23 protein-coding genes and 1 tRNA gene are annotated in these 25,997 nt (G+C 57.7%); 5 read left to right on the plus strand and 19 right to left on the minus strand.

Annotation, left to right across the window (positions count from 1 at the left end; genetic code table 11):
• Positions 1–74: 74 nt before the first annotated feature.
• Positions 75–563: an Hsp20 family protein gene (locus D6851_RS02155; RefSeq protein WP_120323496.1), complete on the minus strand. Its 489-nt coding sequence runs from the start codon at positions 561–563 to the stop codon at positions 75–77.
• Positions 564–725: 162 nt separating this feature from the next.
• Between D6851_RS02155 and grxC the strand changes: the two genes are divergently transcribed.
• The 4 genes from grxC (at position 726) to D6851_RS02175 (ending at position 2,530) form a co-directional block, all read left to right on the plus strand.
• The gene (gene grxC / locus D6851_RS02160; RefSeq protein WP_120323206.1) at positions 726–989 is read left to right on the plus strand and encodes a glutaredoxin 3; all 264 of its coding nucleotides are present in this window, start codon (positions 726–728) and stop codon (positions 987–989) included.
• A 13-nt stretch (positions 990–1,002) separates the two neighbouring features.
• Positions 1,003–1,854 (plus strand): carbon-nitrogen hydrolase family protein, encoded by an 852-nt coding sequence (locus D6851_RS02165; RefSeq protein ID WP_274379032.1) that lies wholly within the window; start codon positions 1,003–1,005, stop codon positions 1,852–1,854.
• Complete coding sequence (locus D6851_RS02170) at positions 1,851–2,375, plus strand: DUF1178 family protein (protein WP_120323208.1); 525 nt, start codon at positions 1,851–1,853, stop codon at positions 2,373–2,375. The genes D6851_RS02165 and D6851_RS02170 overlap by 4 nt, the downstream gene beginning before the upstream one ends.
• A gap of 78 nt (positions 2,376–2,453) precedes the next feature.
• Positions 2,454–2,530, plus strand: a tRNA-Arg gene (locus tag D6851_RS02175).
• An 810-nt stretch (positions 2,531–3,340) separates the two neighbouring features.
• Here the strand turns inward: D6851_RS02175 and D6851_RS02185 are convergent.
• The 15 genes from D6851_RS02185 to D6851_RS02255 form a co-directional block, all read right to left on the minus strand.
• A complete protein-coding gene (locus D6851_RS02185; RefSeq protein ID WP_183029946.1) occupies positions 3,341–5,626 on the minus strand; it encodes a TonB-dependent receptor in 2,286 nt (761 codons plus the stop codon).
• 58 nt (positions 5,627–5,684) lie between these two features.
• Positions 5,685–7,136 carry a carotenoid oxygenase family protein gene (locus D6851_RS02190; RefSeq protein ID WP_120323211.1) on the minus strand — a complete coding sequence of 484 codons (1,452 nt, stop codon included), beginning with the start codon at positions 7,134–7,136 and terminating at the stop codon, positions 5,685–5,687.
• Positions 7,137–7,139: 3 nt separating this feature from the next.
• On the minus strand, positions 7,140–8,024 hold the full coding sequence (locus D6851_RS02195) for an alpha/beta hydrolase (protein ID WP_120323212.1): 885 nt from the start codon (positions 8,022–8,024) through the stop codon (positions 7,140–7,142).
• On the minus strand, positions 8,021–9,130 hold the full coding sequence (locus D6851_RS02200; protein ID WP_238473895.1) for an NAD(P)-dependent alcohol dehydrogenase: 1,110 nt from the start codon (positions 9,128–9,130) through the stop codon (positions 8,021–8,023). The genes D6851_RS02195 and D6851_RS02200 overlap by 4 nt, the downstream gene beginning before the upstream one ends.
• A gap of 4 nt (positions 9,131–9,134) precedes the next feature.
• Positions 9,135–9,638 carry a nuclear transport factor 2 family protein gene (locus tag D6851_RS02205; protein ID WP_183029947.1) on the minus strand — a complete coding sequence of 168 codons (504 nt, stop codon included), beginning with the start codon at positions 9,636–9,638 and terminating at the stop codon, positions 9,135–9,137.
• Between the two features lie 43 nt (positions 9,639–9,681).
• Complete coding sequence (locus D6851_RS02210) at positions 9,682–11,145, minus strand: aldehyde dehydrogenase family protein (protein ID WP_120323214.1); 1,464 nt, start codon at positions 11,143–11,145, stop codon at positions 9,682–9,684.
• Positions 11,146–11,347: 202 nt separating this feature from the next.
• Entirely contained in the window at positions 11,348–12,325 is a 978-nt protein-coding gene (locus D6851_RS02215; protein ID WP_120323215.1) for a MarR family transcriptional regulator, read from the minus strand.
• Between the two features lie 130 nt (positions 12,326–12,455).
• The gene (locus D6851_RS02220; protein WP_120323216.1) at positions 12,456–13,205 is read right to left on the minus strand and encodes an SDR family oxidoreductase; all 750 of its coding nucleotides are present in this window, start codon (positions 13,203–13,205) and stop codon (positions 12,456–12,458) included.
• Between the two features lie 62 nt (positions 13,206–13,267).
• On the minus strand, positions 13,268–14,671 hold the full coding sequence (locus D6851_RS02225; protein WP_120323217.1) for an MFS transporter: 1,404 nt from the start codon (positions 14,669–14,671) through the stop codon (positions 13,268–13,270).
• Positions 14,672–14,744: 73 nt separating this feature from the next.
• Positions 14,745–15,494: a carboxymuconolactone decarboxylase family protein gene (locus tag D6851_RS02230; RefSeq protein ID WP_120323218.1), complete on the minus strand. Its 750-nt coding sequence runs from the start codon at positions 15,492–15,494 to the stop codon at positions 14,745–14,747.
• A gap of 125 nt (positions 15,495–15,619) precedes the next feature.
• Positions 15,620–15,856: a tautomerase family protein gene (locus D6851_RS02235; protein ID WP_120323219.1), complete on the minus strand. Its 237-nt coding sequence runs from the start codon at positions 15,854–15,856 to the stop codon at positions 15,620–15,622.
• A gap of 27 nt (positions 15,857–15,883) precedes the next feature.
• The gene (locus D6851_RS02240) at positions 15,884–16,657 is read right to left on the minus strand and encodes an SDR family NAD(P)-dependent oxidoreductase (RefSeq protein ID WP_238473896.1); all 774 of its coding nucleotides are present in this window, start codon (positions 16,655–16,657) and stop codon (positions 15,884–15,886) included.
• A 28-nt stretch (positions 16,658–16,685) separates the two neighbouring features.
• Positions 16,686–17,762 carry an NAD(P)-dependent alcohol dehydrogenase gene (locus D6851_RS02245; protein ID WP_420797075.1) on the minus strand — a complete coding sequence of 359 codons (1,077 nt, stop codon included), beginning with the start codon at positions 17,760–17,762 and terminating at the stop codon, positions 16,686–16,688.
• Positions 17,763–17,876: 114 nt separating this feature from the next.
• Positions 17,877–18,785 (minus strand): LysR family transcriptional regulator, encoded by a 909-nt coding sequence (locus D6851_RS02250; RefSeq protein ID WP_120323221.1) that lies wholly within the window; start codon positions 18,783–18,785, stop codon positions 17,877–17,879.
• 48 nt (positions 18,786–18,833) lie between these two features.
• Entirely contained in the window at positions 18,834–19,295 is a 462-nt protein-coding gene (locus D6851_RS02255; RefSeq protein WP_120323222.1) for a (R)-mandelonitrile lyase, read from the minus strand.
• A 217-nt stretch (positions 19,296–19,512) separates the two neighbouring features.
• Between D6851_RS02255 and D6851_RS02260 the strand changes: the two genes are divergently transcribed.
• The gene (locus D6851_RS02260) at positions 19,513–19,956 is read left to right on the plus strand and encodes a (R)-mandelonitrile lyase (RefSeq protein WP_120323223.1); all 444 of its coding nucleotides are present in this window, start codon (positions 19,513–19,515) and stop codon (positions 19,954–19,956) included.
• A 96-nt stretch (positions 19,957–20,052) separates the two neighbouring features.
• Here D6851_RS02260 and D6851_RS02265 read toward each other — a convergent pair whose 3' ends face one another.
• From D6851_RS02265 to D6851_RS02275, 3 genes are read right to left on the minus strand one after another with little or no spacing between them, the layout of a single operon-like run.
• Positions 20,053–21,507 (minus strand): efflux transporter outer membrane subunit, encoded by a 1,455-nt coding sequence (locus D6851_RS02265; RefSeq protein WP_120323224.1) that lies wholly within the window; start codon positions 21,505–21,507, stop codon positions 20,053–20,055.
• The gene (locus D6851_RS02270; protein ID WP_120323225.1) at positions 21,504–24,770 is read right to left on the minus strand and encodes an efflux RND transporter permease subunit; all 3,267 of its coding nucleotides are present in this window, start codon (positions 24,768–24,770) and stop codon (positions 21,504–21,506) included. Before D6851_RS02270 ends, D6851_RS02265 begins: the two co-directional genes overlap by 4 nt.
• Before the next feature lie 3 nt (positions 24,771–24,773).
• Positions 24,774–25,982, minus strand: coding sequence for an efflux RND transporter periplasmic adaptor subunit (locus D6851_RS02275; protein ID WP_120323226.1), 1,209 nt, complete (start codon positions 25,980–25,982; stop codon positions 24,774–24,776).
• Positions 25,983–25,997 lie beyond the last annotated feature (15 nt).

The following is a 25,997-nucleotide window of genomic DNA, read 5'->3' on the forward strand; positions in this document are numbered from 1 at the left end:
TAACAGGTTTCGCCCCCGAATATGTATCACCGAATATAATGAGCGATTAGACGTCGTTTAGCGTCGATAACCAATCAGGCTGCGTTAGCCTGATCGCTATCGGAGCGATTGCTCGTATTTGTATCGACAACTTCAAGCGAGTGCTGGCCATTAAGTGGAATTTTCTTCGGCTTCATAGCTTCAGGCACTTCGCGAACAAGGTCAATCATGAGCAGGCCATCCTGCAGGTCTGCGCTATCCACCCGTACGAAATCAGCCAGTTCGAAACGGCGCTCGAAACCGCGATTGGCGATGCCGACATGGAGTAGCTCGCCTTCGGGCTGTTCGTCACGTTTTTTGCCCTGAACAACGAGCAAATTCTGCTGAGCGGTTATATCGATATCCTGCGGGCGGAAACCGGCCACGGCAAGCGTAATGCGATAGGCATCTTCACTACGCCGTTCGATATTGAAAGGGGGGTAATTGTCGCCACTATTGTTGCGGACCTGATTTTCGAGCAGATCAAACAAACGGTCAAAACCGACAGTGGAACGACGATAAGGGGTGAAATCAAGACGGTTCATGATGAAACAAATCCTCTTCTGAGCAATTTGAACAATATTGGGTCCGGTCCATCCGGCACCCTTTGCCTTCAGCCCTTTCGGCGCTGGCAAGCTGTACTTAGATAAGGGTTTGGAACAAGCTTTCAAGCACCCTTCATTTTGACGTTAAGCAAAGGAATATTCATGAGTGCGCCCAAAGTAGAAATTTACACAAAATTCGGCTGCGGTTTCTGCGTTCGGGCCAAACAACTGCTCGATAGCAAGGGGGTCGATTATGAGGAATATGACATCACGATGGGTGGCCCCAAACGCGATGAAATGCTTGAGCGAAAACCCGATGCCATGACCGTGCCGCAGATTTTTATCGATGACAAAGCCGTTGGCGGTTCGGACGAGCTTGCCTCGCTGGACCGTGAAGGCAAGCTCGACTCTATGCTGGGTATGTGAGGATAAGAGTATCGTGACGCTTGCCGAAACAACTTCCACAACACGAATTGCTCTGTTGCAGATGACCAGCGGGATTGATCCACTGGCCAATGCTCGCATCATGGCCGATGCGGCAAGCGATGCGGCCAGGGACGGTGCATCGATTTTGTTCACGCCTGAAATGTGCGGTTTACTCGACCGCCAGCGGGAGAGGGCAGATCAGCATATCGTTGAAGAGGCGCAGGACCCGGTCCTGGCCGAAATGCGTAATGTTGCAGCGAGGCACGGTATTTGGGTAGCCCTCGGCTCGCTTGCCATCCGGCGTTTTGACGGGCGCTGGGCCAACCGTTCGCTATTGCTCACACCCGAAGGCAATATCGCGGCACGTTATGACAAGATCCATATGTTCGATGTGGAACTGGCCAGTGGCGAAACCTGGCGTGAATCGGCTGCCTATGTGCCGGGTGAAGAAGTCGTGACAGCCGAAACACCGGTAGGCAGGTTAGGGCTGTCGATCTGTTATGATATTCGTTTTCCGGCTTTGTACGATGAGCTGGGGCGGCAGCATTGCGATGCGATTGCCGTTCCTGCGGCCTTTACCGTGCCCACCGGTAAAGCGCACTGGCATCTTATGCAGCGCGCTCGCGCGGTCGAGGCCAGCGCCTATGTCATCGCTGCTGCACAGGTTGGCATACATGCAGATGGACGCGAAACCTATGGTCATTCTCTGGTAGTTGATCCCTGGGGAGAAATAGTCCTCGATATGGGAGGAGACGGTCCTGGACTTGGATTTGCCGAGATTGACCCGAAACGGATCACAGACATTCGCGAACAGCTTCCGAGCCTTGCCAATCGTCGCATCCTGTCTAAAGCGATGACATCATGATTGTTTTTGATCTCGTTTGTTCCTCGGGCCACCGTTTTGAAGGCTGGTTCGGGTCGTCACAGGATTATGCCAGTCAGCAGGAGCGAGAGTTGCTGAGCTGCCCGCAATGCGGTTCTGCACAAATCGAAAAGGCACCTATGGCACCTGCTGTCCCGCGCAAGGGTAACCAGCAAAGCCATCCTATACCGCGCGAACATGCTCCAGGCGATGAAACGAAACACGCCGAAAAAGAGGGCGACGCTCTGCACGGACCATCGCAGGATGTAACGGCAGGAGAAATGCCGCCACAGGTTGCACAGGCGCTCGAAAAACTGGCCCAGGTGCAGGCCGAGGCGCTCAAAGAATCGACATGGGTTGGCAGCCGTTTTTCCGAAGAAGCGCGGGCCATGCATTATGGCGAAAAGAAAAGCGACGCCATTCATGGTCGGGCTTCGGCGGAAGAAACACGCGAATTGCTGGAAGAAGGTATTACCGTTTCGCCTTTACTTTTCCCTATTTCTCCGCCCGACGAAATGAACTGAACGCCTGCGTTCCATGATCGGGCTTTGTGATTGACGGCAGCCCATGCTGAAACTATCGCTTTCCACGAAATCCGGCACGCGCCCGTAGCTCAGCAGGATAGAGCACCAGATTCCTAATCTGGGGGCCACAGGTTCGAATCCTGTCGGGCGCACCAGTTTTTCATTAAATATCAAAGAAAAAAGCTATCAGTCGCTTACGGCAAAGTCATGCGATTTCTGTTGAGCTTATTTCTACCAAATCGACTGTCCTTTATCCTGTATGTTGCGAAGCCGAGGGGTTAGGAGACCGTGGCCGTGACACTCGCGGAGATCATGGCGGACAGCGGTCACTACAGCATCGATAGCACTACCGTTTGCGCCCACATCTCGGCAGCGGGCGGAAAAAAGGGGGCTCATTAGCGCGTTCTTGACCGCTCGCGGGATGGGTTCACCAGTAGCTTCACCGCCTGGCTGATGCTCTCCGACGACCGCTCGCCTTCCATCTTACGGTCGGCGAGGCGGCAGATCGCAAAGCCTATGAAGCCATGATGGATATACTGTTCGTGTGCGGCTCTCAAAGCCTGTGAGGCGATGCATGCAGAGGCAGATATCGCGGCAATTATTGCGGTGATTGGAAAATAGCCACCTTTTAGCGAAGCCCCGTCTGCCAAATCCGATTGCCGCTAACAGGTCTGCCACGTCCCATTTTCCTCACAGCAACGTAGGCACATGATGACAACGGGTAGGTCGCGCGGATTGAGCAGTCCCACAGCCTGTTGGGCAGCGCAGTATTCCTTGAACGTAGCGAACGCGGCGAACGCCTGTACGAACGGCGAGTAGCTGTGCCGCCCTTGTTCCAGCCGCGCTACGAGCAGCAGCATGAAGTGCAGCGAACCGGCACAAAATCGGTGCAAGTCCCGTTCAGTATCTTTCAGCCCCGGCAGAAATTGGCCGGGGCTGAAAGCCGGGTAAGCCGGAGCTGTTCTTTAGAAACGGAACTTCACCGTGCCGCCATATGTTCGCGGGGCGCGGATATTGGCGTAGAACAGCGTCGGATCCCCTCCGGCAGCGAGCGGGCGGGAGAAGGCATAGCGCCCGCCACCCGTATAGATTGCTTCATTGGTCAGATTTCGGCCCCATATCTTGATCGACAGACCCGATTGCAGCTCAAGCGTTACATCTGCATTGATCGAAAGGTAACCGTTATCCCGGCCGCTTTCGATGAAATCGGGCGAGAGATACTGACTGGAAGAAAACTGCCCGTCGGCTCCGGCGATGATGACCGTTCCGCCGCCCAGTTCGAATGTATGCTGATAGCCCATGGAGCCCGTCCATTTCGGCGCACGTACCAACGGCTTACCTGAACAATCGACCGATTGGGTGGAGTCATATTGCAAAGGGGGAATAGCGTCATTGGCGGTGTAGGGCTCAACCGGGCCGAGCGAGCATGATGTAGCATTCTCGGGATAGCTGTTGATGATCGGTGCCGTGCTGGACGGGTTATAGACCTGGTAGAGGAAGCGGTCATATTTGGTGTGAAGATATTCCACAGCGAAGTGAAAAATGTCGTTCCGCGTCGGCTTGAACTGCATATCCATGCTGGCACCATAGAGCGTTGCCTTGCCGGCATTGGTGGTCAGCAGACCGGTTGTTCCGCCTGGTGTCGCTCCCAGAAAACGTTCCTGCTTATTGTCGTATTTCCAGTAGAAGCCCTCCAGATTGAGCTGCAATGTCCGGTCGAGGAACTGGTTGCGGCTGCCCAGAGTGAAAGCCGTGAGCTGTTCGGGTTCATAGCTGTTATCGGGGTAGGGCACGCTGGGGAAGAAACCGCCCGCTTTGTAGCCCGTCGCCGCTGTACCGAAGAGCATGTTCTCAGGCCCGACATCATATTCAAAACCGGCGCGCCAGCTAACATCTTCGAAATCGCGCTCGGCAAAGTTATCGGTCTGACCCGGTGTCGGCAAGATCGCATTGGAAAGGCCCGACTGGCTTTTTTCGTCGCGAGACCAGCGTAACCCGCCGATTAGGCGAAATTCAGGGCTTATGCTGTATGTAGCTTCACCGAATAGAGCATAGGCCCGCGTGCCCAGTTCGGTCGATACGGTGCTTTGCTGGATGGGGATGGCGCGCAATTCATAATTCTGCGTCTGATCTTCATCGAAGAAATAGCCGCCCACAACCCATGTCAGCGCCTCTCCGTCATTGGCGAGCCGCAACTCTATGCTGGTTTGTTTCGAGGTTTCCGCGGTATTATAGTAAAATCCAGGCGTATAGGTGAGATAGGCTGCATCCGTATCGCGATAGGCAGGCAGGAATGTGACTGTGGCACCGCCCAGATCGACATTCAGCTCCGCGCTGACGGCCTTGACTTTCGTGTCGTTAAAGCCGTCATCCTCGATACGTGTCCCGCCCGGAATGAAAGCCGTTGGCGGCTGCTGTATGTTGCCTATGGATGGGCCTTCCCAGTGGTCTTCGGGGACAGGGGTGAACATGGAGCGTTTGATCGTTGCGGCGCCTTGGCTGTCCATATCCAGATATTCGCCCATCACGGTCAGATCGATTGTTTCCGACGGGCGGACACGCGCAATGAGCCGCCCGGCGATGCTGTCCGCGTCATTATAACCATCACTGAGATAGCCATCATGCTTGTTATACTGGATGGCTCCGCGAACAGCGAAAGTCTCGGTTCCGCCACCCGCTGCTGCGCTGATTTTCCGGGCATTGTAATTGCCGATTTCCGCGCTGACTTCTCCGGAGAACCCTGCTTCGGGCTTGCGGGTTATCAGGTTGATCGCGCCCCCTGTGGCATTGCGGCCATAGAGCGTACCCTGCGGACCTTTGAGCACTTCCACACGTTCCAGATCGAAAAAGATCGGCCCGATGCCGTTGGGGCGTGAAATATAGACCCCGTCAATATTATAGGCGATGGCGCTTTCCGCATTGGCATTGGTGGCAAAATCCCCCACACCGCGCATATAGGTCTGCACCACGCCGCCGCCCAGGCTGACGGTGAGGCCCGGCACGACCGACCCCAGGTCGGTCGCTTCGCTGACGCCTGCATCGGCCAGATCGTCTCCGCCAATCACGGCGATGGATAGCGAGGAATCCTGCACGGATTCCGATCGCCGGTTGGCGGTAACGACAATCGTATCGATTTGGCCACGATCCTGCTCAAGAGCGGCGTGATCCGTTGTGTTAGCCCGGTCCTGCGCCTGGACTTGTCCAGCTATGACAAGCGAGCCGAGGCTTGCCCCCCAAAGTAAAGTCTTCATCTCTCCCTCCATTGTATTTTATTTTTGATTTCCCGCCCCTTTTTGGGGTCTGGGAAGGTCAGGCTGAGCCTAATTCATAGGAATATTGCCCTGATTTGAGTGTTTCAGCCGGCACCCATGTGCCATGAAATGTCGAACGCACCCGCACCGGCAGTTTGATCGTCGCGACAGGGCCCGCTGCCAGATCCTGTGCATCCAGCACCACGAGATCGCTGCGATGTTCGGATATGCGGGCCACGGGAACCAGCAGCCAGCCATCCCCTTCGGGGGCATCGGGGCGACGCGGAACGAACTGGCATTCCTGCACCGTATTGCCCGGACCGGGTGAATAAGTATCCAGCCTGCCCGTTTCGAAGTCGATCCGCCCGGTAGAGCTGGACCCGTCTTTCGAGCGATAGACAATCACGAAGCCATGCTTGTAAGGCCGGCCCTGATACCGGTCATCGGTACGGGGCATTTCGCAACTCACATCGAGCAAACGATCCTTTTCGAATGTACCGTCATTACGGCTGAGATCCATCGTCAGGCGAGTGAGAAAGGGTGGTACGGGTGCCGCCTGTTCGCCTGCCGGAGAGGGGAAAAAGGGAAAGCAATTCCCTTCATACAGAACTACATCGAGATGTACCTTGTTCCCTTCATGCACTGCATTCAGCATATGGCCTGCGCTGGTGGCCGGCCCTTTGAACCATTTAATGTCTCTGGCATCGCCATAACGCGGCACCAGCGCGATATGAGTTTCCTCATCGGGCTGCCACTGGAAGTAATTGCCGCCCGCTTTCACGACATCCATGTCGGTGATGAGCGGGAAGAAGGGGAAAACGATCCATTCATCTGTAACGGCAAAATCGTGAACGCAGGCCGCGTACGGCATTTTGAACCAGACTTCGTTGATTTTTCGCCCGTTTTTGTCGAACAGATAAAAGCAGATATCCTTCGTGCCGTCGCCTTTGGCCTGATAAGCAAAAGCCAGTAATTCATTGGTGATCGGATCGACCTTGGGATGGGCGGTGAAAGTCTGCGCCGTGATCTGCCCATCCATATCGGTGCGCCCGATGGTCTCCAGCGTATCCGGGTTCAGCTCATAGGGAAGATCGTCTTCCTTCAGCGCATACAGATGCCCGGCATGGAACATCGCTGTCGTATTGGCTGTCCCCATATTGGCGTCGCGCGCTTCGGGGGCGTTGGTATAACGGTTGCGATAGCGGCCGAACAGCGCGCGGCGGGCTTCGGCCTGCATGGCATACCGTTCGGTATGGACCCAGCGACTGCGGTAGCTGACCTGTCCATTCTCGAAGCGGAACATGTGATACATTCCTTCGCCATCGATAAAGATGTCGTCGTCCCTGCCGGAAGGATACTGCCAGTCCGCACCATTTCGGTATAATGTGCCTTCCAGTCCCTCGGGAATGGAGCCTTGGATAATTTCCAGCCCCTCGATCGTCGTTTCCGTCCGCATGGGTTCGCCCCAGCCCTTGAACAGAGCGTTGTCGGAAAAACGGATAGGTTCCATGCCTTACTCTCCTTGGTTTGCGGTCTGCGCCACAAAATTGCTGATGATCGGTTCGAGCGTGGAATTCGGCGAGCCGATTTCCAGCACAGGCGAGAGGTGGTTATGTCCGGCCAGCCAGTGCATCCGGGGGAAGCGCTGTTGCTGCTCCGCATAGGCCGCGACATAAGACGCTGCCTGTTTCTGGAAATCGGTCACATCGAATTCCGAAACGGTCGCCAGCACGGGCACTTTGCTTTCGATAAGACCGTCTGTTGTCGAACAGGCCGGATAGGCTGCCGTATCGTCACCGTAATAGGCCTTGTGAAACGGATTGGCATCGGCGGCGGCGATGTCGTAAATGCAGGATATCAGCAAGGCACCGGCCAGTCCCGGTCCCGATGGCTGGTGAAAGCGTGGCTGGGCGACATAGCTGGCCACATGTACCGCGCCTGCCGACTGGCCCATCAGATAGATCTTCGCGGGATCGCCGCCATATCGGGCGATATTGGATTGTAGCCAAGCGATAAGCGTAGCCATATCTTCCGGGCCGGCGGGCCAGCGGTGATCGGGGGCGAGCCGGTAAGTCACGGTTACGCCGATCATGCCGTTACGGGCAGCGAAATCGCTTACATTATCGTAGAAAGGCAGGCCTTCCGGGGAGCGTTTGTCCCCCATGACGAAACCGCCGCCATGAATATACACCAATACGGGTGCGCTTTGCGTTTCTTCCTGCCGGACAATATCTAGCCGGTGCCTTTCATCAGGTCCGTAAGAGAGATCTCGCCGGGTCTGCGTTAGGGCGGAAAAACCAGTAAAACTGGCGGCAAAAAGTGCCTGCGTACCCTGCATCATTGTGGGTGAAAGGTCGGAGCCGAACGCTTCTATCCGTGTGCGAAGATCTGGCGTCATGCGCTTTCCCCATGTGGCATAAGCAGCACAGGCTTGATGACTTTACCGGCTTTCAGATCGGCAAAGGCCTGCCCGATCTGCTCAAAGGGATAGGTCTGGATCAGACGGTGGAAAGGAAACCGGCCCTGCTGCCAGTAGGCGATGAGCTTGGGAAGAAACAGGCGCGGTGCAGCGTCACCACCCAGAATGCCGCGCAATTGCCGCCCCCCGGCCAGTATTTGAAACATAGGCGGTGTCCATTCACCACGCGGTGCGGAAACGAAACCTGCTGTGCCGTTCATGGCGAGGCAGTCCAGCGCCAGCGTATGGACTGCGGCCGCAGTCGTGGTGTTGAGAGTATAATCCATGCCACGCCCGGTGACCTGACGAATCTTATCCGCCAGATCGTCTTCATCGGCGAGGAAATAATCGGTTGCGCCCATATCCCGTGCGAGGTCGAGCCGATCCGGTTTGATATCCACTGCCACAATCCGCAAGGCACCTGTCAGCCGGGCGGCCATAATGGCGGATAGTCCCACCGCACCCGAGCCGAAGACCGCAATGCTGTCCCCAAATCCGGGTTTCAGAGCTTCAAGCACTGCGCCTGCACCGGTAATGACGCCGCAGCCAAGCGGGGCCAGGGTATCGAGTGGCAAATCTCTCGCTACTTTAAAGGCGGTACGCTGAGGGACTACCGCATAAGTGGCGAAGCTCGACTGGCCGAAGAAATGGGAATGCACGGCTTCGCCGCCGCAGCATAAAGCAGTGGAGCCGTCAGGACGCTGTCCGCCGAAGGTTAAGGGCATCGCCCGATCGCAATAAGTGGGGTGGTTATTGAGGCAATTCGGGCACTCGCCGCAGGAACTGCCGCTCAGCAACACGTGGTCGCCGGGTTCGAAACCCTGAACCCCGTCTCCCAGCGCTTCCACCACACCCGCGCCTTCATGACCCAGGGCGATCGGAAGCGGCGCCAGCCGTCCTTCATGAGCATGAATATCGGTGTGGCAAATGCCCACGGCTGCAATGCGGATCAGCATTTCGCCGGGGCGGGGCGGTTCCAGCCGGACTGGCTCGAGGACGGGGGCTTCTGTGTCTGGCCGGCTGATGGCTGCGGTAATATCCATCATCGCCTCACTGTTCCCGCACCGGCCTGGGTGTATGTTTTGGCCGCTCCTTCATCAGAAACTCGCCTTTCCATGGCACCTGATCGGCCGCAGTCCAGGCATTCACGTGGAGAGACTGGAAACGCCAGGGGCCTTCCTTCTTCGTTACATGGTCCACTCTCGTGCCGATGCCGAAAACGAAATTGGTGTTATAGTCGGTCTGGAACTGGACGATCTGAAAGAAGCAGCGGACATCCACTTCGCCGTCTTCCGTGCGCGGTTCCATGATGAAGTGGTTCATCAGATGCTGGCGGCCATACCACCAGTGCTGCCGGTCGTTCCAAAGCGACTGGAGGTTTTCCAGAATGGCCTCATGGCCTTGCACCCGGCCTTGCCAGAGATGGTCGAACCAGGCATCTTGCGTGAAAGTGGATAAAGCCATGTCGGCATCGGCAAGATCGATACCCCAGGCATAGCGTGAATAAAGTTCCTGAATTTCGAGCCGGTCCAATGCCGTCAGTTGCCAGGTCAAATCGCTCTCCTCTCCGCGGATTGTCTTATATGCAGGTGATGTCTCAGGCCCGTTCAGGCCCATCCTTATGATAATCGTTCATAATGTCGGCGACATCGCCATGCTGGGTAAGCAGCGCTTTGCGGCGCACATATCGCAGGATTGCCTCGGGCCCGGTGCGTGAACCGCCACCAACCCCGGAGACGCCGAAACTGTTGCTGCCCACGGTGCGGTTCTTGGCGAAGGTGAGGAACGTGTCCTGCATGAAAACCGAGCCCGCATTGATGCGTTCGGCAATGGGAAGGGCTTCTTCCTCGCTGCCTGCAATTACGCTGGCGGTAAGGCCGAATTCGGTGTCATTGGCCAGCGCAATAGCTTCCTCGATTGTGCGGTAAGCCATGACCGGAAGGCAGGGGCCGAATGTTTCTTCGCGCATGATTGCCATGTCATGTGTCACGCCGGTAAGTACGGTCGGCCGCATATAGAGACCGCCATCGATATTCAGCACTTCACCGCCCGTATGGATGGTTGCGCCTCTGGCTTTGGCATCGGCCAGCTGACGGGCGACGATCTCTGCCTGCGGTGCGAAGGTAAAAGGATGAAGGTGCCCGGCGCGCGGATTATCTGCATTGAGCCTGACGTGTCCTGCTTTCTCTATCAGCAGCTTCACGAAAGCATCGTGAATGTCGTTCTGCACATAGATCCGTTCGACAGAAAAGCAGACCATGCCGTTGGCATGTGCCGCGCCGCGTAAAACAGCCGTAGCGGCGCGGTTCAGATCGGCGTTTTCGGTGACGATCACCGGGTCTTTGCCGCCCAGTTCCAGATAGCAGGGGATCAGACGCTGCGCGCATTGCACGGCAATTTTTCGTCCGGTTGGTACGCTGCCGGTGAAGCAGACGAGATCGGAAAGGTCGATCATAGTCTGGCCGGTGGCCCCATCGCCCTGCACATAGTCGAAAACGGCAGCGAGTTCGGGCACTCTGGCCACGGTTCCGAACAGGGTTTCGGCCCAGCGGGGTGTTACTTCGGACGGTTTTATAAGCACCGCACAGCCTGCAAAAAGCGCCGGAATCGCATCCAGCAACACGAGCATCATCGGTGCATTCCAGGGGCCGATTACGCTCACCAGCGGATAGGGCACGAATTGCGTACGTACATCCACCTGAGGCACGCTTCTGGATGCGCCGCAATAGCTCGCTTTTTCGAGCGCTGCTGCGGCATCCTCTATCCAGCCGCCAATATTGCCCATGGTTATAAAGCCCTGAAGATAGGATGTATGGCAGCCGCCCGTATCCTGCGCATCAGCTTCGGCAATTTCGTCTGCATGTGCGGCGACTTCGCGGAGCCAGCGCTGCATCACTTCGATCCGTTGTGACAGGCTGCGAGCGCTCCATTTTTCCTGATTTTTCCGCAGGCGAGCTGCCTTTGCAGCCACTTCTTCTTCAGATGTGACGAGTAAATTAAAGTCCACGCGGCCATTGCGCGGATTAGACACGGCTATCCTGCGCTGCTCGGCGTCAGCCATTTCTCTCTCCCTTGATCCGGCACCATTCAAACAGTGTCTCGGCTAATTGTCCGATGTCGTTGTATATTGCTTTTGATATGAGTCAAGAACTGCTTGATCGGGAGGTGATAGGCAGGAAAATGGGGACGTGTTTTATAGTTAAACGGAAGATACCTGCCTATTTTCAGGCAATTGAAAGTCCGCTCCTTAGGATTTCGAGGGCTTAAAGTGCACCAGGAAACCTTAGCAAATAGCTATATTCGCGAATAATGGCCTGTAATTGCCCGATGAAAACCGGGCGTATATTTTTCTGTTCAGTATCGAAGACAATATTCTCCGACCGGTCGACCACCGGATGCAGACTTTGCAGCACATTGCGACCTTCTTCGGTCAGATGGTAACGGCGCGCGCGTCTGTCTTGAGGGCATGGTTGCCCCGCCACCAGATTACGCCTGAGGGCGCCGCGGATAATGACGCCGCATGTCGCCGGATCCAGCCCGAAAATACGCGCAAATTCGATCTGGGTGAGGGTTTCGCGATGTTTCAGCAGATGCAGCAGAGAGAATTGCCGCAAGCTCAGATTATAGCCTTTTGTAGAGGTCAGGAACTGCGCCTGCATCAATTGCAGAACTCTCCGGCACAGAAAGCTTAGGGCCTGATCGAGCACACCTTCCTGTGGATCGCAAGCTGTGCGCCATACTGGTCCTGCGCTTTCGGGATTGGCTCCTAATCGACGTAGCATATCGATTAGCAGCGGTTTTCTGAGAGGATCGAGTGGTGCTTCCAGTTGCGTCTGCAGCGACACGAAGGACTCCGCTACCGCTGGAATCAGGGCCGAACCGGCATCCGTCAGGGCGATTAGCGAACTGCGCCGGTCTTCGGCCCGCACTTTGCGTTCGATCAGGCCGCGATTCTGAAGATTATCCAGAATGTAGGCTGTCGTGGATTTGTCCACACCTGCGGCTTCGGCAAGGGCGATCTGGATCATCGGACCGACCCGATCAAGCAACAGCAGAAATTCCGCCTGATTGAGCGTTACCGTGTCGCACAGATTGCCGAAGATGACCGTAGCGATCTGGTCGATCCGCGCCAGCAGAAAGCCCGGACGATCAAGAAACGGCCGCATCAGTTTCTTGTCGGAGACCGGATAAGGGCCTTGCAGCTCCTTGTTCCGGTCCCTTTTGCCGATGCTTTGCTTCATGTGCCTCGCCCTGCTTATCGTTCTGGCCGTATGGTTCTGCTGTATTTTGCGCAGTACTACCTGTCAAAGATAGGAGGAAAGAGTCCGTCCTTCAGGGATTTGGGCCGGCCGCATCGGTCCCGGTAGTGCTCTATCGCAATTCCAGTGCTCCGCCATCGACGCAGAGATTAGCGCCGGTGATGAAACTCGCTTCGTCGGAAGCGAGAAAGAGAACCGCACGGGCGACTTCTTCGGCTTTGCCCATGCGGCCCATCGGTACGGTATCGGTCAGCCGGTCGCGCAGCTTGTCGACATCGCTATCGGTGATGCCGGGATTGCGATAGAGCAACGGCGTATCAATCGGGCCGGGGCTGACGATATTCACCCGGATGCCTTCCGTCACCAGTTCACCGGCAATGACTTTGAGCCCGGCATGAAGGCCGCCCTTGGCCGCCGCATACATCGTGTTGCCATTCATCGCGATATGGCCGCCGATCGAGCCAGTCACGACAATCGAAGACCCTTTATCCAGCAAAGGAAGCGCTTTTTGGATAGTGAAGATGCAGCCTTTGAGATTAATGGAATGGATCTGATCCCACTGCTCTTCGGTAATATCGCGAAGGGAAGCGAACCCGCCGATACCGGCATTGATGAACAACACATCGAGTCGGCCTTCCTTGTCTTTGAGCGTCTGGAAGAGCTGCTCCATGGCCGGGCCGTCAGTCAGGTCAATCCGGTAACCGATGGCGCCGGGAACCTGCTCCATCGCTTTGTCGATTGTGGTCTGGTCGCGCCCCGTGAAATAAACCTTCGCGCCCTCCTCGGCAATAGCCGCAAGGCTCGCAAGGCCGATGCCGCTATTGCCGCCGATGACGAGGACGGTTTTTTTGCTGAAACGCATATCCATTCTCCTTCGATAAGGCAGACACATAGGATGACTACCCGTTCCTTATGCCAGACCGATCAGTTTTCTACCACCAGTGCAGGGGCTTTCATCAGGCCGCTGGCGATGATGCAGAGGGCACCGAGCAGGGACATAACGGCAGACAGGATTACAGCGGCATCCCATCCCATAAAGAGGCCTTCCCGCGTTTCTCCGCCATGCGCGATCAGGATGGCACCCAGAGTCAAGCCGACCGAGGAGCCGAGATAGCGTGCGGTATTGTTGGCACCGCTGCCCATGGCGGCCCGTTCAGCCGGGACGCTGGCAATGGCCTGTCGGCCAAGCGCTGCATTGAGGAAACCGTTGGCAGAACCTGCCAGTATCATGCCCGGCACGATGCGCAGAGCATGGCTGTCCGGGCCAAGGAAACCGATGGCTGTCTGTCCGATGGCGCAGGCTACCAGACCGATAATGATGACCCGGTGCGGAGTTGCCCAGGCAGGCAGATAGCGCGCGCCCAGCGCCGTCACCGCACTGGTGGCCGACCAGGCGAGCAGGAATATGGCCCCCATGACCGGAGAGATCCCGTAACCACGTTCGAGAACGGTAGGCACGATCGACATAATCGCCAGCACGCCTGCGCCTGAAAAGAAGGCACCTAGTGTGGCGCCGCTGAAATCGGGCCGCCGGAACAGTGCCATATCGAGCATGGGCTGGCTTTTGCGCTGTTCGACCAGTACGAAACCGGTCAGCAGTGCAGCACCGGCCAGCGCCAGAGCAATGGCGAGCGGGGCGAAGAGATTTTGTCGTGCTTCGGTCATGCCTGCCAGCAAGGTGGCCATCCCGCATCCGAGCAGCAGCGAGCCTGCCAGATCGACCGGGCGCGGTTTGTCGGCTTTCGATTCCGGAAGCAGAACGGCGCCTGTCAGCGCCAGAGCAATCGATACTGCGCCTTCCAGGCCATAGACAGCGCGCCAGCCGATGAAATGATCGATCAGCGAGGCGAAGATCGGCCCGACGGCCACACCTGCCCCCAGAGCCGCCGCCCAGATAGCCGTTGCATGAGTGCGTTCGGATATTTCGGGAAAAGCTTTGGCAATCAGCCCCAGTCCGCAGGCCATCACTGCCGCGCCGCCAACACCGTGAAGAATGCGCAGAATAGTGAGAGCCAGAGGGCTGGTGATGATAAGCCCGGCAATCAGAGTGAGCCCCATGACTGTGAGGCCCGCATTGAACACCAGCCGCCTGCCATGATCGTCTGCCATTGCGCCGCCGGGCAACAGGCCGATAGCACAGCCAAGAGGCATCGCACTGAGAATCCAGGCCTGATAGGCCGGACCTGCACTGAGCGCGGCGGAGGAACTGCCCAGAGTGGTCAGCGGGATGGTAAAGACCACCAGCACCAGAGCCGTGGCCAGAGCGACGACCGTCAGAACGGCACCCTTCCTGGGTGTTTCAGGCAGGGCATGGGAAGAAGCGGGCATTCAGTCTCATTTCTTTCAGAAAAAAAGGGCAGGGGCAGAAAACAAAGCGGGGGCACCGGGCCCCCGCAAATGGTTACTGATCCAGCTTGCCGAGCGCATTGGCGCCGGAAAAGGCTTTTGGCCACCCGGCATAAAAAGCGATATGGCCCATTACTTCACCCAGTTCCTTACGGGTCAGCCCATTTTCGAGCCCGCGCTGAACATGGAATCCGAGCTGGTCGGCATCGCCATTGGCGGTCAGCGCTACGATGGTCACAAGGCTCCGGTCGCGCGGGGCGAGATCGGGGCGACGCCACAGATCGTCAAACAGCACGCCATTGGTGAAATCGGTGAGCGAGGGTGAAATGGGGCGCATATTCTTTTCGACCGCAGAGGCGCGGGATTCGTCATTCTCGGGCGGCGGGAGCAGGTCGACTTTCGCCTGTTGCAGCTCACTTTCGGGAATGGCGCGATCACGGAACACGCCATCGGCGACTTCCACGGCCGAAACCGCATTGGGCCAGCCCGAATAGAAAGCGAGATGGGTAATGATCCCGCCGATCTCCGCAGGCGTTACGCCATTATCGAGAGCGCGTTCGAGATGGAAGCGCAATTGCGCACTCTTCCCGGTGGCGATCAGTGTGGTCACGGTTACGATCGAACGGTCGCGGGGGGAAAGATCAGAGCGTTTCCACAGATCGCTGAACAGGGTTTTCCCGGTATATTCAGCCAGGGCAGGGGCGGCGTGCTGCATGGCGGGCGGCGCGCTCACTTCACCGGCCTGTGCGGTTCCTGAAAGGGGCATGGAAGCCATGCTGGCTGCTGCGACAATACGCTTTTTCATGGACAGTCTCCTGAGATTGGCATGGGCGACGGATTTGAAGCCGCATGGCGCCGGATAACATGCGGGAAAACGGGAGCGGCGAAGCACGGTTCCGGCAAGGGCTATGCCGCTCTCCTGCCCGGCATCTAACGGGCGAGAGGTCCGTAACCGGGCCGCTTGAAAAGCGTATCTTCTTTCGGGCGGATGTCGGTTGCATAGACCTTTTCCATCCAGTCCGAAGGCGAGACATCTTCAATGCCGACCGAGATCGATTCCGGGCCGTAGCCAAGCACATCGCGTACTGCCTCTGAGATACGGTCGCTCAGCTCCTGTTTCTCGGCATTGCTGCGACCGGCATACATTTTAACAGTCACATGGGGCATGGAGCGTTTCTCCTCTGCAACGAAATATCAGCGTGCGACATAGCCGCCATCGACGGCTATAACATGACCGGCGACGAAACTGGCACCCGGGCTGCACAGCCACATGACCGCGGCGGCGACTTCTTCGGGCTGGCCGAGACGGCGAATGGGCACATCGCGCATCATCTCATCCATCACTTCGGTTTCGCGTTGCTTCATTTCGGCGACCATCGGCGTATCGATAATGCCCGGTGCCACCGCATTGATGCGGATGCCGCGTTCGGCATATTCGATACCTGCCGTCTTGGTCAGTCCGTGAACGCCGTGCTTGGCTGCATGATAGGTCGCGCGTCCCGGTACACCGACAAAGCCGCCCAGAGACGAACAGTTGACGATGGCGCCATTGCCCTGTTCGCGCATCTGGAGCAGTTCGTATTTCATGCAAAGAAACACGCCGCGTAGATTGATCCCGGTCATATGGTCGTAAGCGTCCACTGCTATATCGGCCAGTTCGCTGGCATCGCTCTGGATGCCAGCATTATTGAAGGCCATGTCGAGCCGCCCGAAAGTGTCCACCACTGTGTCGATAGCGGCTTTGACCTGCACTTCATCGGTGACATCGCAACGAATGGCCAAGGTATGGTAGCCCTTTGCGCCAAGATCTTCGGCGGCTTTGATCACCGCCTGTTCGTCAATATCCAGGAGCGCGACCTTGGCCCCGGCTTCGGCAAAGGCGGTAGTGGCTGCCAGACCCATGCCCGAAGCCGCGCCCGTTACCAGCGCAACCTGGTTGCTGAAATCATATGTTGGATTCATCATCATTCTCCCGTTTTCGGGGGAGGGAAGGCGCTCAGGCGCCCATAGTCGAATTGTCGATCACGAAGCGATATTTGACATCGCTGCGCTGCATCCGGTCGAAGGCTTCTTCAATCTCGTCGGCGCGGATCATTTCAATATCGGCCACGATGCCGTGCTCGGCGCAGAAATCGAGCATTTCCTGCGTTTCGGGAATGCCGCCGATCAGCGATCCGGCAATCGCGCGCCGACCCATGATGAGATTGCCGATATTAGGGGAAGGGTGCGGCGTGGAGGGCAGGCCGACCAGCGCCAGCGTGCCGTCGAGTGTCAGTAAAGAGGTGTAATCGTCGAGCTGATGGCTCGCTGCCACCGTGTCGAGAATGAGATCGAAACTATGTGCATGGGCTGCCATTTCATCCGCATTCTTCGAAACCACGACTTCTGCCGCGCCCAGCGCTCTGGCATCTTCGCGTTTGCTCTCGGAGGTGGTGAAGGCCACGACATGCGCACCCATCGCACTGGCGAGCTTGATGCCCATATGGCCGAGACCGCCAATGCCTACAATGCCGACCTTCTTACCCGGTCCGGTTTTCCAGTGACGCAGCGGTGAATAGGTGGTGATGCCGGCGCAAAGAAGCGGCGCCACGGCCGCAAGCTGATCTTCCGAATGGGTGATTTTCAGTACGAATTTGTCGCTGACAACGATATTTTCGGCATAGCCGCCAAGCGTATGGCCGGGTGCATCTTCGCTCGCACCGTTATAGGTCGGCGTCATGCCGTTTTCGCAGAACTGTTCGAGCCCCTGTTCGCAAGGGTGGCAATGATGGCAACTATCGACCATGCAGCCTACACCCACCACATCGCCGACCTTAAAATCGGTTACTTCCGCGCCGACTGCCGTAACATGGCCGACAATTTCATGGCCAGGCACACAGGGAAACAGCGTTCCGGCCCATTCGCTGCGCACGGTATGCAGATCTGAATGACACACGCCGCAATACGCAATGTCGATTGCGACATCGCCTGCGCCGGGCGCGCGGCGGGTAATGGTCATCGGCTGGAGCGGTTGTTTGGCGGCGGTGGCGCCATAGGCATGAGTCATCGGATAATCCTCGCTTGGAAAGGGCATGCGCCCTGCATAGCATCAAGATAGGCTCTTATCCGATGGCGACTAGCGGCGCGGCATTGCATGGCCCGGTGAATGACATTCACTCATGGCGCGGACGGGTTTGTGAGGCCGTTTTCAGGCGTTTAGCGGATCGATTTCCTTGATGAGGTCGATCAGCACCCGCAGGCCGGTCGGCAATTGTCGGCGGCTTGGGAAGTAAATGGAGAAGCCGGGGCCGGTGGTGGCATAATTTTCCAGAACGAGCGTGAGCGATCCATCGGCCAGAGCGGGTTTGAACAGGGCTTCCGGCCCGAACATCAGCCCCGTGCCGTTAATGGCCATAATGAGCATGGAGCGGCTGTCATCAAGGGTGATGGGATTGGGCGTGGCGATATCGAACTCCCCGTCCGGCCCCCTAAACTCCCAACGATAGAGCCGGTCATCGCCCAGGCGGACACCAAGGCAGCGATGATCGGCCAGGTCGGCCGGTGTAGCGGGCGTGCCGAAATGCCGGAGATAAGCAGGGGAGGCGGCTACGACCCAGCGCATATCGGGCGAAAGGCGCCGGGCGATCATATCCTCGGGGATGGTGCCGCCATAGCGGATACCGGCATCGAAACCCGAGGCCACGATATCGACCAGACGGTTGGAAGCGACGATATCCAGCTCGACATCGGGGTAACGATCGACAAAGACCGGCATGACCGGTGCCAGCAGCAGAGCCACCGCATCGCTGGCGGCATTGATCCGAATGCGCCCGGTTGGCGTGTCGCGAAAACGATTGAGTGTTTCTCTGGCCCGGTCGATACGGGCAAAAGGCTCAACAATCGCATTATGCAGCTCTTCGCCTGCTGCGGTTAGCGTGATGGAGCGATTGGTGCGATTGAGAAGCCTGACGCCGAGCCGTGTTTCCAGCCCCCGAAGCGAATGGCTGACAGCGGATGGCGTGACACCCAGCTCCACTGCGGCACGGCGGAAATTGCCGTGCCGGACAATAGCGAGGAAATAGGAAAAATCGGCGATATCGTTGCGATTGGCAGACATGAGAAATTCATGCGCCTTTCATAGCTGCTGCGCAACTGCACAGATGGCTTATTGTTCAGGCCCTGAATATTGATCATCGCTCACCGGCTCCATCCATTCGACATTTTTGCCGTTGAGCGTTTCGGTAATGGCGAGATGGCTCATGACTTCCTTGTCGGTGGCGCCGTGCCAGTGGCGAATGCCGGGCTTGGCATAAACCGCATCGCCTGCGCAGATACGCTGCACGGGTTGGCCTTCTTCCTGCACCCAGCCGCAGCCTTTGGTGACATAGAGGGTTTGCCCGGCCGGATGCGTATGCCAGTTGCTCCGCGCGCCGGGCTGAAAGGTCACGACGGCAACGCCTGCCTGCCCAGGGGCCGTCGGGCTGGTGAGCGGAAGGATTTCAGCCCGACCGGTGAAGACCTCTTCAGGTCCCGGAATTGGCTCAACCGTGTCCGAATGTACAACATCCTGCGCTTGCCCTGCCGTGGCAAGACTTCCGACAAGAATAGCGAAAATCCATTGTTTCATGACGGGCCTCTTTAATTTTTCAAAGGGGAAATCGAGCCCCCGTTTATTCTGTCCGAAAGGCACTAACGTATTAGTGAGGAAATTGTTCGATGAATCTGGCTCATCGAGGTGTGCAGCGCGTGGCGGCTGTTCATTCACCGGGAAGGGTTCACCTTATCAGGAACGATTGGTGATCCCGATCATCATTTTCATATCACGACATCGGGTAGGAAAAATCATGAGCGATAGCGACACAGAACAGCAGGACATGCAGATCATCCGCAATGGTTCGAAAGAGGCCATTAAAGGGCCTGCGGAAATATTCACAGGCGATGTCCGGCTCGATCTCGTATTCAGTCCACCCGAACCCGGTCGCGCCAGCTTCGGTATTGTGAACTTCGCACCCGGCGCACGAACAAACTGGCATACTCACCCGCTCGGCCAGGTTCTGTATGTGACGCAGGGCGTCGGCTGGACGCAGTGTGAGGGTGGCCCCAAAACCGAAATTCGCGCTGGTGACACGATCTGGTGCAATTGTGGCCGCCGTCACTGGCATGGCGCCACTGATAAAACGGCTATGCAGCATATTGCGGTGACCGAAACGCTCGACGGTAAAAATGTCGAATGGATGGAACCGGTGAGCGACGAAGACTATCTGGCTGGTCCGGTCGAAAAGAACTGAGCAACGAACAGAACGGTGCCGGAAAGACGGTTTCACAAATGAAAAAGGCGGCGAAGGTTTTGTCCTTCGCCGCCTTTTTCGTGTGGGCTGTTTCGTTTATTCGCTATCAGCCGGAGGCGCACCGCCGCCCAGTGCGATAAACAGCGTTGCTGCATTCTGATACAGCGAGCGGCGGGTCGTCAGCAACGTCTGGCGCGCGCTGAACAGGCTCCGTTCAGCATCGAGCACTTCGAGATAGTCCGCCACCCCTTCACGATAACGCAGCCGGGCAATATGGGCGATCTGTTCCTGGGCTTCGACATTTTCTTCCAGCGAAAGCACCTGCTGAGCGAGCCAGCGGCGGCCCGCCAGCGCATCGGATACTTCGCGGAAAGCGGTCTGCACGGTCTTGTCGTAATTGGCCACCGCCTCGGTTTCACGTGCCTTGGCAAGGCCCAGATCGGCCTCGCGGGCACCCCAGTCAAAAATCGGCAGATTGATCGAAGGGCCGGCGCTCCAGGTGAAGGAATCGCCTTTGAACAATCCATCAAGTTCGCTCGATGCGAAACCGGCCGAGCCAGTCAGGCTGATCGAGGGAAAGAAGGCCGCCCGGGCCGCACCGATATTGGCTCTGGCCGCGCGCAGAGTTTCTTCTGCCGAAATGATATCGGGCCGTACCAGCATCAGATCAGATGGCAGACCGGCATCGAGATAGATGGTCGGCGCCTGCTCGGCGAGCTTCTGTCCTTCGGGCATATCCTCGGGAATGGTACCGCCGACCAGTACCTGCAACTGGTTGCGAAGCTGGGCCGATGAGAGCCTTTCTGCGGCTACCTGCTGTTCGGCTGTGGTCAGCAGCCCTTCCGCCTGACGATAGGGCAATGCGGAGGTGACGCCGGCATCGAGCCGTTTCCGAGCAATTTCCAGCCCTTCGCGGCGGCTTTGCGCAGTGGCTTCGGCCAGAGCGAGCTGCTCCTGACTCTCGATAAGCTGATAATAGGTCGAAGCGACATCGCCGATCAGCGAGAGATAGAACGCCCGCTGTGCTGCTACAGTGGAGAGGTAATCTGCCCGAGCCGCTTCGCTCAGATTGGCCAGACGGCCCCAAAAATCGAGCTCGAAAGACGTGATCCCGACCCCGACATCATACCGGTTATAGGTAATGGAGTTGGGGGCATCGCCCCCTCCGCCATCGCCACTGCCGGGAATTTGCTGGCCGGTATTGATCGTGTCGAGCGGTGTGCGGGTGCGGGTTCCGCTGGCCGAGGCATCCACATTGGGATAGCGATTGCTGTCCTGAATGCGGAATTGTGCACGGGCCTGCTCGACTTGTGCCGTCGCCACCATCAGATCGCGATTATTGACGAGCGCCGTTTTGATGAGCGCTTTGAGGCGATCGTCACGGAAATAGTCGGACCAGTCGATTTCGCTGGCGACGGCGGTTCCTTCCGGGCGATCGGCCGGAAGGTAGCTGGAGGGCACCGACAATGCCGGGCGCTCATGTTCCGGTGCCATATTGACGCAGCCGGATGCCAGCAGAAGGCTGGCCATTGCGGTCAGTCTTTTGCTCATGACTGATGCTCCTCCTCACCCGGCTCGATATAGTCATGTTCGTGCATTTCAGCTGGTTCCGGTTTGGCGCGGCTGATGTAACGGCGCACCAGGAGATAGAGCAGCGGGATGAAGAAGATCCCGAATGCGGTGGCAGCGATCATTCCGCCCATCACGCCCGTACCAACGGCGATCCGGCTCGCGGCACCGGCACCGGAGGACAGTGCCAGCGGAACCATGCCGAGAATAAAGGCGAGGGAGGTCATGATGATCGGTCGCAGACGCAGATGCGCCGCTTCCTTAACCGCATCGAGCGGCTTCTTGCCATGCCCTTCCGCCTCGATGGCGAATTCGACAATCAAAATGGCATTTTTCGCAGCCAGACCGATGATCGTGATGAGACCGACATTGAAATAAATATCCGCCGACAATCCCCGCAGCATGGTGAACAGCACCGCGCCGAGAATCCCCATCGGGACGATCAGCAGTACGGAGAAGGGTACCGCCCAGCTTTCATATAAAGCCGCGAGCAGCAGGAAGACGACAATGACTGAGAGGCCCAGAAGGGCGCCGACCTGGCCGCCGGCCTGTTTTTCCTCATAACTGATGCCGGTCCATTCATAATCGAGACCGTCGGGCAGGTTGGATGCAATTCGTTCCATCTCCTCCAGCGCAGCGCCCGAGGAATAGCCTGCAGCGGACTCACCCGAAATGGTCATGGCAGGATAGCCGTTATAACGGGCGAGCTGTATTGAGGCGGCATCCCATTCGGACTGGGCGAAAGCGCTGAAAGGCACCAGTTCGCCCTGATCGTTGGGAATGCGCAGCGACTTCAGATCTTCTGCCGTTTTGCGATAATCCTTATCGGCCTGCACCATAACACGCAGGACTCGCCCGTCGCGATCGAAATCGTTCACATAGGCCGAGCCGAAATTGATCGACAGGGCATTGTTCACGTCCGACATGGACAGGCCCAGCGCCCGGGCCTGAAGCCGGTCGATATTGAGCTTGAGCTGCGGCGCAGGCGGTTGATCTTCGGGGCGGACATTGGTCAGCACCTCGCTCTGCATAGCCTGACCGAGAATCTGGTCGCGCGCCCTGGTCAGCTCTTCCCGTCCGAGCCCGGCGCGGTCTTCCAGCTTGAACTGGAAACCGGTCGCATTGCCAAGCGCGGTAATCGGCGGGGGCTGGAAAGCATAGGCAATCGCATCGCTGAGCTGCCCAAAGCGGGCCGTGGCTTCGCCCATGATCGTCAGCGAGGAATGTTCGCTGCCGGGCCGTTCTTCCCAGGGCGTGAACGGTGCGAAGATCATGCCGTTATTTTCGCCCTGACCGAAGAAGTTGAAGCCGTGGATCGTGATGAGATGGGCTACTTCTTCTTTCGACTGCCAGAAGTCACCGACTTCGTTCAGCGCTTCATCGGTGCGTTCGGCAGAAGATCCCGGAGGTGTCTGCACCACGGTCAGGAGATAGCCCTGATCCTCATCGGGCAGGAAGCCGCCGGGAAGCCGGAGGAACAGTACAGCGGTAACGGCCACAAGAGCCAGAAAGACCGCAAGGCTGCGCATCGGGCGTGACAGGACCCTGGCATTGGCCCGGCCATATTTATCCGTGGTGCGGCTGAACCAGCGGTTGAAACCGCTGAAGAAGCGGGTCGAATAGCGGCTCGCTTTTGCCATCCATGCCCGGGGACCATTGCCTTCAATCGGCTCTTCCGCAGCAGGCGAAGGCGTATCGCCGTCGCTTCCCTCCGCACCCTCATTATGGGCGTGGCCGCCTTTGGTAACGGGTTTGAGGAAATGCGCGCACAGGGCCGGGGTCAGGATCAGCGCCATCAGGGCTGAGAAGAAGATCGAGACACTGAGCGTGGCTGAGAACTGCCGGTAAATGGCCCCGGTGGAGCCGGGGAAAAACACCATTGGCAGAAACACAGCGATCAGAACCAGCGTGATGCCGATAATGGCCCCGGTAATCTGATCCATTGCCTTGCGGGTTGCAGGGATCGGATCGAGCCCTTCCTCGCTCATGATACGTTCGACATTCTCGATCACCACAATGGCGTCATCGACCAGAATACCGATGGCGAGCACCATGCCGAACAAGGTCAGCACATTGATCGAGAAACCGAAGATCCACAGGCCGAGACAGGCTCCGGCAAGCGCAATCGGCACAACCAGCGTAGGGATGAGCGTAGCCCGCCAGTTCTGCAGGAACAGGAACATGACGAGGAAGACGAGCACCATGGCTTCGATCAGCGTCTTCACCACTTCGTGCACCGAGACTTCGATGAAGGGAGTGGTGTCGAAAGGGATGGACCACTGCACATCCTCGGGCAGGCTGCGTGCTACTTCTTCCATGCGCTGATTGACACCTTCGGCGGTATCGAGCGCATTGGCGCCGGTGGCGAGCTGCACGGCGAGGCCGGCCATCGGCTTGCCGTCCAGTTCCACGCTGGTAGCATAGGTTTCCGCGCCCAGTTCCACGCGGGCGACATCGCCGAGACGGACATTGGCCGTATCGGTATCGGAGCGCAGGATGATATCCTTGAATTCCTGCACAGTAGAGAAACGACCCTGCGTGCGGATCGTGGCAGTGATCTGCTGACCGTCGGGAGAGGGCATGGCGCCGATCGAGCCGCCGGCTGATGCGGCATTCTGCGCTTCGATTTCGGCCACGACCTGCGCCGGTGATATATTATAGGAAGCCAGCTTGTCGGGATCGAGCCAGATGCGCATCGCATAGGCCGAGCCGAACAGGCGTACATCGCCCACACCGGGCACGCGCCGCAATTCGTCGATTACCTGGCTATTGGCAACGTTACCGAGGTCGGTCGCGCTCATCGTCCCGCTTTTCGAGGTCAGCGCGACAATGGCAAGAAAGTTGGAATTGGCCTGACGGATCGAAATACCCTGCTGCCGGACCGATTCCGGCAAACGCGCTTCAATCGTGGAGAGGCGGTTCTGAATCTCGGTCTGCGCGATATCGATATCGGTCCCGCTTTCGAAAGTGACCGTGATTTCCGCTGTTCCGTTGGAGCGGTTAGCTGAAGCCATATAGAGGTAACCATCGACCCCGTTCAGCTCCTGCTCGATCACTTTCGTGACGTTGTTCTCTATCGTCTCCGCATCGGCACCGGGATAGGTGACACTGATCGTCACCGAAGGCGGGGCGACTTCGGGATATTGTTCGATGGGAAGGCTGCGCAGGGCGATAAGCCCCATCAGCAGGATGAATAAGGCCACCACCCAGGCAAAGACCGGGCGGTCGATGAAAAAGCGTGCCATGGCTTACTGCTTCTCGCTTGCGGTCTTGGACCTGGAGGACTGCTTCTCGCCGCTCTTGGCGGCGGCTTCCCGATCCCCTTGTGCGTCCGCGGCTTTGCCTTTGCCCTGCTGGACAGGCTTGACCGGCATATCGGGCTGCAGCTTCTGGATATTGTTCACGATGACCTGATCGCCGGGCTCAAGCCCTTTCTCGATCACCCAGGATTTATCGACCATGGTGCCGACTTCAACCTGGCGTACCTGCACGGTGCTATCTTTGGAAACCACGAAGACGCTGGCGTTGGTGGCGCTGATAACCACGGCTTTTTGCGGCACGAGAATTCCCGCCTTACGCTGTCCGGCGATCAGCCGGGCGCGGACGAATTCACCCGGCAGCAGCAATTTGTCAGGATTGGGGAAGGTCGCGCGCATAGCGACCGTTCCGGTATTTTCATCCACGCTGTAATCGAGGAAGTCGATCACACCTTTGATGGGATAATCGGTTCCGTCTGAGAACTTCAGCGAGACTTCCACCTTGTCATTATCGTTGAGCACCACCTTGCCTTCGGTGATCGCCCGGCGAATGGCGAGCATGTCGTCGGCAGCCTGCGAGAAAGTGACATAGATCGGGTCGAGCTGTTCGATCCGGGTCATCAGCGTGCCTTCGGGCTGGCTGACGAGCGCGCCTTCCGTCACCTGTGCGCGACCGGCACGACCGGAAATCGGTGCTTCCACGGTGGTGTAGCCGAGCTGGAGCGAAGCGGCCTGCAATTCCGCCTTGATCTGCGCCACATTGGCCTTGGCTTCGCGGGCCGCAGCTACGGCAGCGTCATATTCCTGCTGGCTGATGGCGTTTTCGCCGACCAGGGGTTTGTAACGGTCCACCACCGCCTGCGCATTGGTTGCCGTGGCTCGTGCGCGGGCCAGACTCGCTTCGCTCTGGGCGTAGCTGGCGCGCAATTCAGACGGATCGATGCGGAACAAGGGCTGTCCTGCGCCGACATCGACCCCTTCTTCGTATAGCCGCCTTTGCACAATACCGGTGACGCGGGCGCGCACTTCGGCAATCCGTACCGCTTCGGTCCGGCCTGGAAGTTCGACGATATTCGGAATCTGCTCTTCCTTAATCGTCACGGTTTCGACTGGCAGGGCTTGGGGCGCTTCCGATTCGGAATTGCCGCTACATCCGGCCAAAGCGCAGAGAACTGCGGCGAGTAGGGGTCTGAACTTCACGAGCGAACTTTCATT

The sequence above is a fragment of the Altericroceibacterium spongiae genome (assembly GCF_003610805.1).
Taxonomy (GTDB): Bacteria; Pseudomonadota; Alphaproteobacteria; order Sphingomonadales; family Sphingomonadaceae; genus Altericroceibacterium; species Altericroceibacterium spongiae.